The sequence below is a fragment of the Methanocella sp. genome (assembly GCF_035506375.1).
GTDB lineage: Archaea > Halobacteriota > Methanocellia > Methanocellales > Methanocellaceae > Methanocella.
The window spans coordinates 1-15127 of record NZ_DATJPM010000095.1 but is presented as its reverse complement, the minus strand read 5'-3'; the positions used below and the strand labels follow the sequence as shown (position 1 = coordinate 15127).

Sequence of the window (15127 nt, the reverse complement as noted above, 5' to 3'; positions counted from 1 at the left end):
CTGTTTTTCAACACGAAACCACGAAAGTTTATTTAGTCCCACGTAAGGGGCACTAAAACACCAAGGCCCATGCCTGGCGCTTAAAACACGAAACAACCTCCCGAATGAACACCAAACCACAAAAGGATTGAACCACGAGGACGGCATGACCCTTATGCTTTATTTAATATGCTTTCTCTAGTGTTTCAATTAATTTAGTGAGGTTCGCGCATTCGGGAGGTTGTTTGGTGTTTTGACGCCAAAGCATCCACTTTAGTGTGGTTCGTGCCCTTACGTGGGATAAAAAAAAGAATTCGTGTTTTTGTGTTGAAAAACCTGGGGCGCTCGCTCCACAGGAAACATGGTGCAGGATAAGGCGTTTATAACCGCTATTTAATAAATCGCTCGAGTGTAGAATCCTTTTCCGCTTTCGTCCGGTCGAGCTTCAGGCGCATCCCATCCTCGGCGGCGACGGTGTTCACGCCCGTTGTCTTCTCGATGCGAAAGGCGATGTCCCGGGGGTGAGCCTTGACGACCTGCATGCCAAAGTGGTTCAGGATCGCCATGCCAGGCTTAGCGACTTTTAGTATCTTCTCGACGTCGCCGGGTATGAGGTGCTGGAAGCGGTCGTCATACGTGATCCGCACCATGTTTATGATCAAATAGTCACAACCCTTCATAGCCTCGCCGATGCCGTCGAAATATTTCGTATCGGCGATATAGCCCAAAGTCCTGCCCTCGAAGTGGAACTTGATGGCGTATGACTCCACGTCCGAGTGCTTCAGCCGCAGCGCGCCCTCGATAGCCACGCCGTTCAATTTAAACTTCGCGCCCTCCCTGAGCAGGAAAATGTTGTTCTTGATATACTTGCGGACGTATTTTAAAACGACGGGGTCGTCCCCTTCCAGGCAGTCCCACGGGGCGATGAGTATGCCCTTCGGCTTGAAGCCGCCGCCCGACATGGCCTCGGCCATGATATTGACGTCGTTGGAATGGTCGATGTGGCGGTGCGAGAGGACGATGCAGTCCAGCCGCGAGGGCCTGAAGCCGAGCTCCACGCAGCGGATGAGACAGCCCGGGCCCGGGTCGAGCAGGACGGAGTTGCCGTCCAGGTCGAGCCACATGCCGCCGCTCTTGCGGATCTGGTTTGCGACGACCATGCGCCCGCCGGCGGTGCCCAGGAAAGTGATCTCCGACATCGCACATTAAATTGTGCTTTAAATCATATATATGTAAGTATAATAGGCTCTACCTGGCTGCACAAGCATACGCTTATCATTTGCCGCACAGGTTCTCGTTGCAGCAGGGCACTTCCGCAGGCTTTAACTCTCCCTTAAGAAACCGGTCGACGGCGTTATCGATGGACCCAAGGGCACCGGTGACGATGACGATGTTGTGCTCTTTCAATATCCCCTTCGCCCTTTCGCCCATGCCGCCGGCGATGACGTGCGTAACGCCGTGGGCCGGCATCAATTCCAGGACGGCGCCCTTCTCGCGCCCGGGGTTAGGGACCTTTTCCCGGGAAACGACCTTTCCTTCCTCCACCACGAGAAGCATAAACTCCGGGGCTTTCCCGAAGTGATTATGCACCATGGTGCTCTTCATCGGGACGCAGATCTTCATAACATATCAAAAAAGGTTATAGCAGGATAGTATATGGACTTTTTCGGCTTACGGCTGCAAAATCGAATAATTTCCAGATACTTAAGCACACGGAGTGTACGGAGGCACTATTTTCACCAAGAGGCACGAAGAGCACGGAGGCCCACGGAGTTTTCTTTTTAGATTAAGTTACAAAGTACACAAAGCCGGTTCATTGGCGATCAGGGCACGAAGGATACAAGGGCACTGTGGAATGAACAAGAGCACTTTTTGCCCCTGTGCCTTCATATCCTGTATCTTATAAGTTCAAAAAGCGGCTCTGTGCCCTTTGTAACTTAATCTAAAAAAAAGTCTTTGTGGGCCTCCGTGCTCTTCGTGCCTTTGTGGTGAAAAATAGTGCCTTCGTATACTCTGAGACTTAAAGGGGCATATTCAACAAAGCATAAAAATTGAAAAAGATAATCGGAAGCTATCGATAAATTTGGCTATTACGCAAACGATGAAAATAAGACTATTTGCTAAACAATGACCTATCAATATTCGACGCAGCAAATATTTATCAATATCTTCGTGCTGTTTCAGGCCTGCTTAGAGTGCTTCGTGGCTGAATAGTCTTCTGCGTTTTTAATAGGTTTTGAGAGACTTGTCCATAAAGTTTAAGCTACATCATCCTGCTATCTCTGCCATAGTGATGCTCCTTGAAGCTCGTCCACATCGCCGGGGATAGTTATTACGTTCCAGGGCTGACCAACGTCGGCGTTTACAGGGACTGCGTCGTCGACCCCGGCAAGAACGAGAACGTCGACTGGGCGAGGCCCGAGACCTCCTTTGGAAGAAACGTCTCCACGGGGCTCATCACCCACGGCCATAACGATCATTTCTGGCATGCGGCAGACCTGCAGTCCCGGGGAGCGAAGATTTATGCGCCCCGCGGCGAGCGCCCTATGATCGAGAATATCGATGTACATATGGGCGGCTTCTTTTTATGGACACGGCCACCGGAGGGCATGAAGCCCTGGTATTTCCGGGGCACGCCCTGCCGGCTTGACGGCATCGTGGAGGGCCTGGACATGCCCCTGAAGATCATACCGCTGGCGGGCCATACCGACTGGCACACGGGCTACATGACGCCGGACGGAGTCCTCATGGCCGGCGACAGCATCGTGGATAAAAAAGTCTGGGATAAGACGGGCATCGTCTATAATACGAATATCCCCGGGACACGCCAGACACTCCGAAAGATCATGGACATGGACGCGGATTTCGTCCTGCCGGCGCACGCGAGGGCCTTTACTAAGGACGAGGCGATTGAGCAGGCGGAAGGCAACCTGCGGGGGCTTGACCGGCTCGAGCGTACCATCCTCGATGCCCTGGACAGGCGGGGCGTCTCGACGGAGGACGTCGTGTGCAAAGTCTCCTTTGCGCTAAACCTCAGGGACGTGTTCAACGACTATCTCGTCTGCGAGACCGAGGTCCTGGCTTTCCTTTTCGCGCTGGAAAAGGATGGCGCAGTCGACTATGAGCTAAAAGGCCATAAGGTCTTATGGCGCGCCCGTTGATCCCTCTGGCAGGTCTAGCTCCGTATCTACATGCGAATAGGGCGGGCTGCAGATGCAAAGGATCCTCAGTATTTTCGTATCCGTATTTTTAATGCTGTGCCGCATCCCGGGAGGGATAAGTACCACATCGCCCGAAACAACGGCCATTGTTTTGCTGCCGAGCCGCATGTCGCCAGACCCTTCAAGGATATAATATATCTCCTGTGATTTTCGATGCACATGAGTCTCCGTCTCCTGCCCTGCCTCGACGAGGGCCTCTGCGGTGCTGACGTCTTTCACGGGCGACGACTCGGGGTGGAACAGCTCCCATATCCTGGACCCGTCCTTCGTCACATAGGAAGATATATTAGACCTGCGGCGTATCATATGGACTCATCATTAACGTGAACCTTTAAAATATAAAAAGTGATAGAACCCGTGATATTAAAATGGCTTCCAAGACAAAAGGCCCGGTCCGCTTGGCCGGCAACTCGTACTACCTGCCCGCGATGAGCAATACCGGGCTTTTCAAGGGATACGTGATCGACCCGGGATCCTCCGGATACGAGGACGTCGGCCTGGACAATATCCATTCCGTGCTCATCACGCACGGCCACAACGACCACTTCCGGCACGCCCACGAGTTCCGGGAGCGCGGCGCCCGCGTCATCGCCTCCAAGGAGGATGCCCTTCTCGTCCGCAACCCCGAGGTCAACGTGCGCGGCCTGTTTAGCTGGGCCCGCCCGCCTAAGGAAATGATCACCCCGTACTTCCAGGGCGACGCCTGCGAGGTCGACCTCTACATCGAGGACTGGCTGGACTCGTCCATCACCGCCGTCTACCTGCCCGGCCACACGCTGGGCGAGTACGGCTTCATCACCGAGGACCGCGTCCTTTACTCGGCCGATTCGCTCTACTCGAAGGAGCTCTGGGGCAAGTACAAGCTGCCCTACAGCATCGACCCGGACCTGTGCCGCGAGTCCATCAAAAAGATCAAGACCCTGGACTTCGATTACCTTGTGCCGGGCCACGGCGATCCGTTGAGCCGGGAAGATGCGCTGAGGGCCGCGGACTTCCACCTGGGCCAGCTCGACTTCGTGGACGAGGTCGTCCTTAGCCTCATAAAGGAGCCGGTATCGACCGAAAATCTCGTGACCATGTTCTGCAACGAGCTCGATCTCTACAAGAGCCTCAACAATTACTGGCTTACCCTTGTAATGCTAAAAGGCCATTTGAGCAGCCTCAACTATCAGGGCCGCGTCGCCTACAGGCTAGAAAATTATTGCATGTTCTGGTATAGAGTGTAGGCCGGTGAATTAGAGAATTTAATTAATTCCTTAACCCTGGCGTCGATCATCGGGTGCGACGCCAGCCTCTGGAGCACCTTCGACGGCGCCTCCCCTTTTTCCTTTTCAAAATCCTTTACGCTGACGCGGTCGATGAACTCCTTGCCGGTGACCAGCTTCAGGAGCGCCCGCATCGAGGCCTCGATGTTCCGGGATGCGGCGAGCCCGCCCCGGTCGCAGCGGTACTCATTGTACTGGGGTGCGACGATATACGGCAGTCCTATGCCGGGAATGCGCCGCCACCGGCCATATTTCGCGTGGGATATCTCATGCCCCAGGATAAATAATAGCTCGTCACCTTCCATGGCCCGCAGGAGCCCGGTATTGATCATGATGATCTTCTTCCTCAATCCCAGTCGCACAAGGTAGGCGTTCACGGACGGGCTCTGCGTAATATAGGCCGGAGGCGCATCCGTGGATAGGCGCTCTGCCGCCCGCTGGACCGCGCCGTATACCTCCGGGAATGCGCCGGGCGAGGCCCGGATGCTGTTTCTGAGCATGATCTGGACGATACGGTAGCTGTTGAACGCATTATACAGAATGATGCCCGCGACGGCTCCGACGGCGAGGCCGAGGGCCATATAGGTGAAATGCCAGAGCGTGTCCATGCTCAAAGGGTACAGGCCCCGATAGGCTTCGAACGCGAGAATAACGACGAGCGCCATTATAAGGGCCAGTAGAATGTAAAAAGTTGTGCCCTGCCTTCGCTCTCCTTTCACGTAATAATTGTCGGCGCCGTTTTTCCCCGTGGCGTTCATCCATTTGATATATCGCTGCCCCGGTATATCTTTCATTGGGCGCTTTACACGGGCGGCCCGCCCTCGCCGCCAGCTTCCGGGGGAGCTCTTTTTCCTCCTTGATCTCCCGCTTTGTCCGGCGTATGCTCAAACGATTGTAGCTCATCGCTCTATTATGCCGCCGTGGACCAGATAAACGATGCCGCAATTAAGAATGAAGTGCCCCGCGAAAAATAAGGCCGTAGAGCTCGCCGCCGATGACGGCCATTGCCACGTATGCCGCGAATAGCGCGGCTACGCCCGGGAGGGCAGGCATATCGAGCCCCAACAGACCGATACCCGGGAAAACGGCGTTCTCGGAGAGCGTCAAAATCGATATGAATATTATGGCGCTTAACGCGGCCGTTGTCAGCCCCGAGGCCAGCGACGCCATGAGGGGCGAGTCCGGAAGCGACTCACTATAAGGACTATGCCCTGCCCAGCGGGCCAGCATGCCTGAGAATACCATCACCATGGGCGTAAGCACTCCGGCCATCATCGAAAACGAGACGAGCGGGTCGAGCGAGAGGGCCCGGCCCATGAGGCCCGAAAGCAGGAAACATATCCCGGCCACGATGGCGCAAAAGATGCCCGTGCGAATGGCTGTCTCCAACGATATCGCCAGATGAATTATCGACGCTGCGGCTTAAAGAGCGTTATCCGGCTTTTGTAGCCTTTTTAGGGCAAAGTAGGCACATTCCCGCACGCCACCGGCAGTTGTATAAAAATATGTATAATTTTCACACTTGGTATTACTAACGTTAACTTTTTTATACTGTAACGCCTAACAATTATCCTGGCATCCGCTCACGCGGAGACATGGGAGGAAGAGAATGAATAACGCTGAAAAATTCGGCCTGCTGGTCGTGGGCCATGGCAGCTCGCTGCCGTACAACAAGCAGCTCATACAGGACGTCGCGGACATGCTTTCTAAAAAGATGCCCCGGGCCGTGACGAGGATCGGGTTCATGAACATCAATAAGCCCAGCATAAAGGACGGCCTCGACGGCTTCAAGGGTACGGGCATAAAAAAAGTCGTCGTCTTCCCGTTATTTTTAGCGAAGGGCGTCCACACGACGGAAGACGTGCCGCGCCTCATCGGCCTGGGCGAGGGCCAGAAACGCATCGCCTACGACGGCTTCGACATCGTGTACGCCGACCCTCTGGGCGCGGACGACCTGATCGCCGAATTATCGGCCAAGCGTATCCAGGAAGCGTTCAAGAACTATGCAAGGAACTAGGTGCCCATGGAGCCTGGCCTGAAGATCGGCGTGCTGGACATCAATCACGGAGGCCTGCTGCTGGCCGGGAGGCTGCGCGGCCTGGGCTATGACGCCTTCGCCGTGGACGTCTACGGCACTAAAGAGTCCCGGACGGACGTGCCCGTGCTCAGGCCGGACGAGGTAAAGGGCTTCGACGTGCTCGCGGCGCCCGTGCATGCGCCCGCAATTCCCCTCCTCCAGAGGGCATATGCGGAGAACAAGCTCGTCCTCACCCACCACGAGCTGACGGGCTTTATCGTTCGAAAGGCCGGGCTGTTAAAAAGTAAATGCATCGAAGTGACGGGGACATACGGTAAGACCACCGCCTGCACACTTTTAGCGCGCATGTTTCCCCGTGAGGATGTCCTCCTGCATACGAGCAGAGGCTTATTCTACAACGGCGAGCTGATCGAGAGGCTGAGCATCACGCCGGCGAACGTCATCCGGGCGCTGGAGCTCGCGGCCGATAAGCATCCGGACCTTTGCATCTTCGAAGTATCGCTGGGGCTCTGTGGTATCGGGGACGCGAGCGTCATCACGACGCTCGACCGGGACTATCCGGTCGCGGGCGGCTCGAAGACCGCACGGGAGGCTAAGCTTCATGCCCTAAAGCACATGAAGCCTGACAGCATCTTAATATGTGAGAGCTCCCTAAAAGTCGAAACCACGAACAAGCTGACCTTCGGCCGGGGAGGGAACGTGTTCTACGCCCCGGACGGGAGAGTACGCTACCGCCTGCCGGGCGGCATGGAGGGGTGGCTAAAAATCCATTTAAAAGGAGGCTTTGACGGCCGCTCATACCGGGGACCGGCGCTTTGCGCAGCCGCGACAGCGCTGGCCACTGGCGGAAAGCCTGAGGAGATCCAGCAGGCCTTCGAGGACTTCGACGGCATCGACGGGCGGATGAAATTTTCCACGCTCCAGGGCCGGGTGCTCCTGGACAACTCGAACTCCGGGCTGTCGATAGATGGCGTGGAGCGCGCCCTGGACGCCGTCGAGGAGGACGAGGGCTGGAAAGTCCTCGTAGTCGGCGAAGAAGCCTATAACGTCTGTGACGGCCTCGACCCTGAAAAAGTACTAACATTATTAAGCGACGCCCGCTTCGACGAGGCCGTACTCGTCGGCGACCGCCTTCGACGGGACGGCGAACAATTGTCCTCGAAAGGCTGCGCGCACGCGGACAGCCTGGAGGCAGGCCTGGCGCTGGCGCTGGAAAAGACGGAGCCGGGCGATACGATCATAAGCTGCGTTAAGACATGGAGGTGAACGCATGGAACAGCTAGAGACAGTTGACCGTATCATGCAGCCGCGGCCCAGCTCCATCGTGGCCGCGCTCTACACGCTCCGGGACCTGGACACGGACGTTGCCATACTCCACGGCCCGCCCGGGTGCTGCTTCAAGCACTCCCGGCTTTTAGAGGAGGACGGCATGCACGTCGTCACCACGGCGATGTGCGACTCGGACTACGTCTTCGGCGGCCACGACCTGCTCGTGGGCGTTTTGAAAAAGGCCGTGGACCGTTTCCACCCAAAAACGGTGGGCATCGTGGGGACTTGCGCGAGCATGATAATCGGCGAGAACTTCCACCGCGCCGTCGAAGAGGCCGACGTGGGGGTGCCCGTAATTGAAGTCGAGATCCACGCCGGCTATAACGATAATACGCACGGCGCCATCGTGACGCTGGAGGCGGCCAGAGCGGCAGGCCTGCTGGGCGAAGCCGAGCTGGAGCGGCAGAAGAGAATGCTCCTGCTGGCGACCGACATCGAGAAAAAGTTCGGCGCCGCCAGCCGCGACTACATCGAGCCGTCCCGGGGCGACCTCAAATACCGGGCCGCAGAGCGGCTGCTGGAATTAATGCGGGGGGGCAAAAAGGGCCTTTCGATCCTCAACGCGAAGAAGGAGACCGCCTACATGTTCGCCGATGTCAACCTGGCCGTAAGCCAGGCGGCGAAGGTCGTCGGCGCTCCGGCGCCCGTGACCATCGCCAACCTCGACCCGGACATTGGCCTGCCCCGCATCCGGCGCTATGCGACAACCATCACTTCCCAGATGGCCGAAGCCGGCGTGGCCGTCGACCATGTCACAGGGGGCCTCGACGAGTACCCGGTGAGCGGAGAAACGGCGGCCAGGGTCATAACGGAAAAATATTCAAACTATGATTACGTGGTGCTCTCGGGCGTACCCCATGCCGTACCCTTTGAAGCCGTCAGGGGCATGGAAATATTTTCAATCACGAACGGGCCCCGCCAGGTCGAGCCTTTAAAAACGGCGGGCCACCGGCACGTCATGGTGGAAGTGGACCTGCACCCGAAGACGCTCGGCGTCCACGGCATGGTCGAGTCCGAGTTCGGGGAGACATTGAGGAGCATGATATGAAAAAACATCTGGCCATCTATGGCAAGGGCGGCATCGGCAAGTCGTCGACGGCGTCGAACGTCGCCGCGGCCATGGGCGAAAAAGGCGTAAGGGCCATGCTCATCGGGTGCGACCCCAAGAGTGACTCGTCCATCACGCTGCTGGGCGGAAAGCGGATACCCACCATCATGGATACCGTGCGTAAAAAAGGATCCATAAAAGAAGAGGACGTGGTCTTCGAGGGCTTCAACGGGGTCAAATGCGCCGAGGTCGGCGGCCCCGAGCCGGGAGTGGGCTGCGCGGGCCGGGGCATCATCGTCGCCGTGCAGGCGCTCCAAAAGACCAGCAGCGCTATGAAGGACTCTGATGTTATAATATACGACGTCCCGGGCGACATCGTGTGCGGCGGCTTCGCCGTGCCCATCACAAAGGGCATGGTGCGCGAGGCATATATTATCACGTCGGGCGAGTACATGCCCCTCTACGCCGCCAACAACATCTGCCGGGGCCTGAGGACGCTGCACACTCCTTTATCGGGCATCATCTGCAACGAGCGCGAGGCCGAGCACGAGCGGGAGATCGTGGAAAAGTTCGCCGCGGCGTTGGGCGTGCCCATGCTGGCGTACATTCCGCGGCACAAGATAGTGCAAAACTGCGAGCGCGCCGGGAAGAGCGTCATCGAGGGAGAGCCCGAATCGGCGATGGCCGACGTGTACAGGTCCCTTGCGGGCCGAATTCTGACGGAAAAGAATAAAAAGGTTCCCGATTCATTAGAAGACGAAGACCTGAGGAAGCTAACCCGATGATGACGATCCCCAGGCTCATCCTCGCCGGCGACCGGAGCTCCGCGGGCAAGACGACCATATCCACGGGCGTCATGTCCCTGCTCTACGAGCGCGGCCTGAAGGTGCAGCCTTTTAAAGTAGGTCTGGATTATATAGACCCGAGCTATCATTCGCTGGTCACCCACCGCCAGAGCGAGAACCTGGACGGCTTCTTAATGTCCGAGCCGGCCATCGTGGAGGCGTTCCAGCACTCAGCCGAGGGCTCCGACGTCGCGATCATCGAGGGCGTCCGCGGCCTCTACGAGGGCCTGGAGGCGTTATCCGACATCGGCTCCACGGCGCAGATCGCGAAAATATTAAATGCGCCCGTGGTGCTCGTCCTGGACGCGCAGAGCATCACCCGGAGCACGGCCGCTATCGTCAAGGGCTACAAGGACTTCGATAAGCGTATCAATTTTAAGGGCGTCATCCTCAACAAGGTAGGCAGCGACCGCCACGCCGAAAAGGCCACGGCCGCCATCCAGAAATACACGGGCGTCGAGGTGCTCGGCGCCATTCCGAGGAATAAGGGCATGAGTCTCACCATGCGCCACCTGGGCCTCATACCTGCCCGGGAGGGGGCATCCATGGTGGACGATTTTGGAGTCCGCATCGATAAGATAAAGGCCATCGTCCAGGAGCACGTTAACATCGACCGCCTGCTGGAGATCGCGAAGAGCGCGCCGAAGCTGAAGACCGGCCGGCAGAGCATCTTCAAGCAGGAAAAGCCCACGGGCGCCCGCATCGGGGTGGCCATGGACGAGGCGTTCAACTTCTACTATAAGGATAACGTGGACTTATTACAATTAAAGGGCGCCGAAGTGGTCTACTTCAGCCCGCTGCACGACCGGGAGATCCCCGACGTGGACGGGCTGATACTCGGAGGCGGCTACCCGGAATTCTTCGCCCGGGAGCTGTCGGAGAACGCCTCCATGCGCAAGTCGATAGCGGATGCTTCGGCAAGCGGCATGCCCATCTACGCCGAATGCGGGGGCATGATGTACCTCACCGGCACGCTGGAGGACGAGAAAGGCAAGCGCTTCGACATGGTCGGCGCCTTCGGCGGCGTCGCCTCCATGAAGCACATCCGCCACATTGGCTACGTCCTCGGCCAGCTAGAGAAGGACACGCCGATAGGCGTGAAGGGCACCTTCTTCAAGGGCCACGAGTTCCACTACTCCGTCCTGACCGACGTGCCGCCAGACGCCAAGTTCGCATACCGCATGGACCGGGGCATCGGCATCAAGGACGGCCTGGACGGCATGCTCGTGAACAATACGCTCGGATCCTATACGCATTTACACGCCGCCTCATACGTCCCATTCGCACGAAACTTCGTGGATGCGTGCGTGGAATACAAAGGGCAATAAGGCGCAAATTCTTATCCTGCACATTTTATGCCGGAAGCAATCGGGGCCATATAAATATTTTCCAGGGCTATCCATTCTCTATAGGTTTTTATACGTATGAGAAAAAAGTTATTATACATAAAGGCTAAAAACAAAGGAATGTTAAGCGAAGGAAGATATAACAAAATATATATTGGTTCTTGCTAACTTTACAGCCATAATAAAAACGATTGGAAGAACAGGTTGGGATCTGGAATGGGTTTATTCGACAGAAAGCCGAAAAAGGATGATTCTAAGGCGGCAAAACAGCAAAACGAAGAGGAACGGATAAAGAAAGAGCTCGAGACGCTGGCGGCGATCCTGGACAAGACGGACTCGCAGGAAAAGGCCGCGGAGAAGCCGCCTGAAAAGGTTGTCATGAAGCCCATAGCGGCAGCTACGGAAGAAAAGCCGGCCGAAAAGGTCAATATACTAAAGCCGGCCGCCAGGCCCGCCGCGGAAAAGCCCCGGGAGGCTCCGAAGGCCGCCGTGAAGCAGGCCGTACCGCCGCAAAAGCCCATTCTCAAGCCAAATATCTTACAATCACAGCCCATACCAGCCCAGAAGCCCGCCGCAGTCCCGGCCGAGAAAGAGTTCGTCAAGCCGGCCGTAAAAGAGCGCGAGGAGGCCAGGCCGCGTCCCGTCGAGCGTGCCCCGGCGGTCGAACGCTCGGCCGCGACCGAGCGCGTGGCCCAGCCTGTCGCCCAGCCCGACGTGCAAGTGTTAAACTTACTGAAAGGCCAGATGGAGCGACAGGTATCCGAGAGCGATAAGCAGCGCAAGGATTTGGAAAAATTCCGCGAGGAAGTACAGGCCCAGAGGGAAGACTATACCCGGCAGATGACGGCCATCGTCGATAAGCTCCAGAAGCTCGACGCCTATAAGGACGAGATCAAGCCCGAGGACTTCCGGAAGCTCCAGTCCGCAATGCTCGAGCAGAAGAACCTCATCGAATCCCAGAGCCTGACTCTAAATTCTATCGGCGAAGAGATCGCGGGCCTGAAGGACTTCGACTTCGAGAGCTATACGGAGCAGGAGAAGCAGGTGCTCCAGAAGCTCGCCGCAGAGATCAAGGCCCTCAAGGACGCCAGCATGGCGAGCGAGCAGCGCCTTTCTGCCATCGATGCGTCCATTGACTCTTATCGTGACGACTTCAGCACGCTGAAGGCGAATGCCGACCGCTACGAGAGCGAGATCGCGACCCTCAGGGCGTCGCTGGACGAGTGCACCGGCGAGGTCAAGGCGCTGAAGGACTCTCTTGGCAACTATTCGTCCGACACCGAGCAGGCACGGAATTCCATCCAGGTCGTGGACAGCAAGATCAACTCGCTGCGGGAAGAGATCGCCCGCCTCACCGAGGAGATCACGGCCGTCCGCGCCGGAAGCGAGGAGGGCCAGACGGTCCTCGCGAGCAACTACGAAAGCGACATGAAAGCCCTGCGGAAGTCCATGGGCGCTTACCAGGAGTCCATGGAGAAGATGATCGACGACCTGGGCGAGTACAAGTCGACCATCGCCGCGGCCCAGAGGGAGAACGAGGAAAAGCTCGAGGCCATGGAATCGTCCCTCAAGATGGCCACCGTGAAGGACATAACGTCGCTCAACGACAAGCTGAACCTCATAGAAGCGTCCATAAAAGAGACCTCGGGCGTCGAGATCTCGGCGCTATCGGAAAAGATCGAGGCCTACTACAGCGACGTGAAGACGCTGAAGGCGCAGCTCGCCGAGGCCCGGAACGAGAACAAGCTGCTGGCGAAGGCGCTTGCGTCTGCGAACGACTCCATGGCCGACATCCGGACGCGGATGGACGAGCAGACCAACGACCACATCTCCGAGCTGGGCTTCGTGAAGGGCAACATGGTGGACTTCAAGAACGAAATGAAGCCCGTCAAGCTCTTCGTGGAGAAGTACGGCGAGAAGGTCAAGGCCCTCAAGGACTTCTCGGGAATGGAGGAGGACCTCAAGGCGCTCAAGAACGAGGTGGGCGCCAACTCCGACGAGATGGCCACGGTCAGCAAGCTCATCAGCGACCAGCGCGGCGAGCTCAAGGCGATACGGGTGACGGTGGACAAGCACGCCGAAGACCTGAAGCTCGCCAAGGAGTTCAACAAGTCCCGGGACGAGATCGTCAAGCTCAAGAACGAGGTGGAGGCCTACGCCGGCGACATCAAGACCATCAAGGACTTCATCGCCGACTACAAGGACGAGATGGAGAACATCAAGGGCCTCATCGAGCAGTTCAAGAACGACGCCGAGCACGTCACGCCCCAGGAGGCCAAGCTCATCAAGGCCGGCCAGTACTTGAAGGCGCAGATCGACCAGGTCAACAACACTTTCTCGGACCTCGACGAGAGGCTCTCGGCCGTCCGCAAGGAATTCATCAATCTCAACAACATCGAGTACCGCTACCGGGCGCTCGAGGATAACCTGAACGCCATGGAGCGGAACCTCGAGAACAAGATCGAGGTGGAGATGATTACGCGGGTCCGCGAGGCGGAGAACGACCTCGTGGTCAAGATCAGCGGCGTCGAGGAGCGCGTACTGGAGCAGAGCAAGGCATCCCACGAGACGATCAAAGAGCTCCAGGACATGCAGACCTCGACCGTTAACTTGCTCAGGCAGACCCAGGCCGACGTGCTGGGCTCCATCACCGACGTCAAGTCGGGCGCCGTCAAGTCGGTCACCGAAGCGGTGAACGAGGCCGCCGGCAACATCGAGGCCATGAAGGCGCGGACAAAGGAATTCGTCACGACCACGGAGTCCGAGGCGACGTCTACGATAAGGACCGTCGAGGCCGACGCCGTGGGCAGCATCGAGAGGACGCGACAGGGCGCGCTGGCCGAGCTCGGCGAGAGCGCGGCCCACGTGGACGAAGTGGCGAAGAGCACGAGAGAGATCGTCGAGGGCGCCCTGCACGCCACGAGGGACGACACGCTCAAGTCCATCGAATCGGTCAAGAGCCAGTCTGTAAGCGAGATAGCGGCAGTCAAGAGCCAGGCAATGGAGGAGATGTCCACCTTCAAGAACGACACCCTCCACGAGGCCAGCTCACTGAAAGTCGGCACGCTGAGCGAGATCGCCTTAGCCAAAGAACAGGCCACCGATGAGATCGGGGCTCTCAAGCAGGGAACGATCAGCGAGGTCGTGTCCCTGAAGGACAGCACGGTTAAGGACGTCGTATCGCTCAGGAACAGCGCCGTCGCCGAGATAGGCACGGCGAAGGACACGGCCGTGGGCTCCATGCAGAAGAGCCGCGAGGAGGTCCTCAAGGCCGTCGCCGACTCTAAGAACGACGTGATGGAGACCGTGAAGACGCTCAATACCGTCTCGAAGCAGGCCGACGCGGAGTACTCGAAGCTCTCGGCGAAGGTCGACCAGGAGGCCAGGGCCACAATGAACCAGATCCGGACCGACGTGCTCGCCTCCATCAAGCAGGAGAAGGACGGGCTGTCCGGCACCATCGACGCCCAGAAGAAACAGGCCGTGGACGAGATGAACAAGTACAAGGACGGCCTGATCGTTGCCCTGCGCCAGACTGAGTCGATCGTGCTCTCATCTACGGATAATGCCCGCATCGTCGCCGAGAAGTCGATGGCGAAGACGCGGGACGAGATCTTAGATTCCATCAAGCATACCCGCGAGGAGACCATCAAGAAGCTGCTGGACACCCGGGACGTGGTCATCACGGCGTCCAATAACTCGAAGGAGGCCGCCCTCGAGGAGATGTTCCGTGCCCGGGACGAGGCGGTCAAGGCCGCGAGCGACTCTAAGGCCGACATGCTCGAGACGGCTAAGGTCACGAAGGCCGACATGCTGGAGACTGCTAAGACCACGAAGACGTCCACCGAGTCCTCCATGCTCACGACCCGCGATGAAGTGCTTAAGCAGCTAAAGGCCACGCAGAAGGAAGTCGAGGACTCCATCACCAAGAAGATAGATGCGGACAAGGAGAACACGGAGAAGATCAAGCAGATCATGAAGACGATGAACGAGCTCATCAAGGCGTGATCCCCATGGACTTCGAGAAGTATATCGGCAAGGAAAAGCCGCTCCTGG

13 protein-coding genes are annotated in these 15127 nt (G+C 57.6%); 8 read left to right on the top strand and 5 right to left on the bottom strand.

Annotated elements, in window-relative coordinates; all coding sequences use genetic code 11:
* Window positions 1-368: 368 nt before the first annotated feature.
* On the bottom strand, window positions 369-1178 hold the full coding sequence (locus VMC84_RS12845; RefSeq protein ID WP_325381272.1) for an MBL fold metallo-hydrolase: 810 nt from the start codon (window positions 1176-1178) through the stop codon (window positions 369-371).
* Between the two features lie 76 nt (window positions 1179-1254).
* Window positions 1255-1602, bottom strand: coding sequence for a NifB/NifX family molybdenum-iron cluster-binding protein (locus VMC84_RS12840; RefSeq protein ID WP_325381270.1), 348 nt, complete (start codon window positions 1600-1602; stop codon window positions 1255-1257).
* 677 nt (window positions 1603-2279) lie between these two features.
* On the opposite strand from VMC84_RS12840, the gene VMC84_RS12835 reads away from it, so the two are divergent.
* Window positions 2280-3140: an MBL fold metallo-hydrolase gene (locus tag VMC84_RS12835; RefSeq protein ID WP_325381268.1), complete on the top strand. Its 861-nt coding sequence runs from the start codon at window positions 2280-2282 to the stop codon at window positions 3138-3140.
* Here VMC84_RS12835 and VMC84_RS12830 read toward each other — a convergent pair.
* The gene (locus VMC84_RS12830; RefSeq protein ID WP_325381267.1) at window positions 3123-3506 is read right to left on the bottom strand and encodes a cupin domain-containing protein; all 384 of its coding nucleotides are present in this window, start codon (window positions 3504-3506) and stop codon (window positions 3123-3125) included. The two genes, VMC84_RS12835 and VMC84_RS12830, sit on opposite strands and share 18 nt — an antisense overlap.
* Window positions 3507-3568: 62 nt before the next feature.
* On the opposite strand from VMC84_RS12830, the gene VMC84_RS12825 reads away from it, so the two are divergent.
* Window positions 3569-4426, top strand: coding sequence for an MBL fold metallo-hydrolase (locus VMC84_RS12825; protein WP_325381266.1), 858 nt, complete (start codon window positions 3569-3571; stop codon window positions 4424-4426).
* Here VMC84_RS12825 and VMC84_RS12820 read toward each other — a convergent pair.
* Together VMC84_RS12820 and VMC84_RS12815 are read right to left on the bottom strand one after the other, a co-directional pair.
* Window positions 4399-5259: a M48 family metallopeptidase gene (locus tag VMC84_RS12820; RefSeq protein ID WP_325381264.1), complete on the bottom strand. Its 861-nt coding sequence runs from the start codon at window positions 5257-5259 to the stop codon at window positions 4399-4401. The genes VMC84_RS12825 and VMC84_RS12820 overlap by 28 nt on opposite strands.
* Window positions 5260-5410: 151 nt before the next feature.
* Complete coding sequence (locus VMC84_RS12815) at window positions 5411-5854, bottom strand: hypothetical protein (RefSeq protein WP_325381262.1); 444 nt, start codon at window positions 5852-5854, stop codon at window positions 5411-5413.
* Between the two features lie 220 nt (window positions 5855-6074).
* Here VMC84_RS12815 and cfbA point away from each other — a divergent pair, with 220 nt between their 5' ends.
* The 6 genes from cfbA (at window position 6075) to VMC84_RS12785 (ending at window position 15079) form a co-directional block, all read left to right on the top strand.
* Window positions 6075-6482 (top strand): sirohydrochlorin nickelochelatase, encoded by a 408-nt coding sequence (gene cfbA / locus VMC84_RS12810; protein WP_325381260.1) that lies wholly within the window; start codon window positions 6075-6077, stop codon window positions 6480-6482.
* Window positions 6483-6488: 6 nt separating this feature from the next.
* Window positions 6489-7769, top strand: coding sequence for a coenzyme F430 synthase (gene cfbE / locus VMC84_RS12805; RefSeq protein ID WP_325381364.1), 1281 nt, complete (start codon window positions 6489-6491; stop codon window positions 7767-7769).
* Between the two features lie 4 nt (window positions 7770-7773).
* Window positions 7774-8880, top strand: a complete 1107-nt coding sequence (gene cfbD, locus VMC84_RS12800) for a Ni-sirohydrochlorin a,c-diamide reductive cyclase catalytic subunit (RefSeq protein ID WP_325381258.1) — start codon at window positions 7774-7776, stop codon at window positions 8878-8880.
* A complete protein-coding gene (gene cfbC, locus VMC84_RS12795) occupies window positions 8877-9665 on the top strand; it encodes a Ni-sirohydrochlorin a,c-diamide reductive cyclase ATP-dependent reductase subunit (protein WP_325381256.1) in 789 nt (262 codons plus the stop codon). The genes cfbD and cfbC overlap by 4 nt, the downstream gene beginning before the upstream one ends.
* Window positions 9662-11053, top strand: a complete 1392-nt coding sequence (cfbB, locus tag VMC84_RS12790; RefSeq protein WP_325381255.1) for a Ni-sirohydrochlorin a,c-diamide synthase — start codon at window positions 9662-9664, stop codon at window positions 11051-11053. The genes cfbC and cfbB overlap by 4 nt, the downstream gene beginning before the upstream one ends.
* Window positions 11054-11287: 234 nt before the next feature.
* The gene (locus VMC84_RS12785; protein ID WP_325381253.1) at window positions 11288-15079 is read left to right on the top strand and encodes a hypothetical protein; all 3792 of its coding nucleotides are present in this window, start codon (window positions 11288-11290) and stop codon (window positions 15077-15079) included.
* Window positions 15080-15127 lie beyond the last annotated feature (48 nt).

Excerpts from the sequence above, each read along its gene's own strand:
- VMC84_RS12845 (WP_325381272.1), bottom strand. The coding sequence starts at position 1,178 with ATGTCGGAGATCACTTTCCTGGGCACCGCCGGCGGGCGCATGGTCGTC.
- VMC84_RS12840 (WP_325381270.1), bottom strand. The coding sequence starts at position 1,602 with ATGAAGATCTGCGTCCCGATGAAGAGCACCATGGTGCATAATCACTTC.
- VMC84_RS12830 (WP_325381267.1), bottom strand. The coding sequence starts at position 3,506 with ATGATACGCCGCAGGTCTAATATATCTTCCTATGTGACGAAGGACGGG.
- VMC84_RS12825 (WP_325381266.1), top strand. The coding sequence starts at position 3,569 with ATGGCTTCCAAGACAAAAGGCCCGGTCCGCTTGGCCGGCAACTCGTAC.
- VMC84_RS12820 (WP_325381264.1), bottom strand. The coding sequence starts at position 5,259 with ATGAAAGATATACCGGGGCAGCGATATATCAAATGGATGAACGCCACG.
- cfbA (WP_325381260.1), top strand. The coding sequence starts at position 6,075 with ATGAATAACGCTGAAAAATTCGGCCTGCTGGTCGTGGGCCATGGCAGC.
- cfbE (WP_325381364.1), top strand. The coding sequence starts at position 6,489 with ATGGAGCCTGGCCTGAAGATCGGCGTGCTGGACATCAATCACGGAGGC.
- cfbD (WP_325381258.1), top strand. The coding sequence starts at position 7,774 with ATGGAACAGCTAGAGACAGTTGACCGTATCATGCAGCCGCGGCCCAGC.
- cfbC (WP_325381256.1), top strand. The coding sequence starts at position 8,877 with ATGAAAAAACATCTGGCCATCTATGGCAAGGGCGGCATCGGCAAGTCG.
- cfbB (WP_325381255.1), top strand. The coding sequence starts at position 9,662 with ATGATGACGATCCCCAGGCTCATCCTCGCCGGCGACCGGAGCTCCGCG.
- VMC84_RS12785 (WP_325381253.1), top strand. The coding sequence starts at position 11,288 with ATGGGTTTATTCGACAGAAAGCCGAAAAAGGATGATTCTAAGGCGGCA.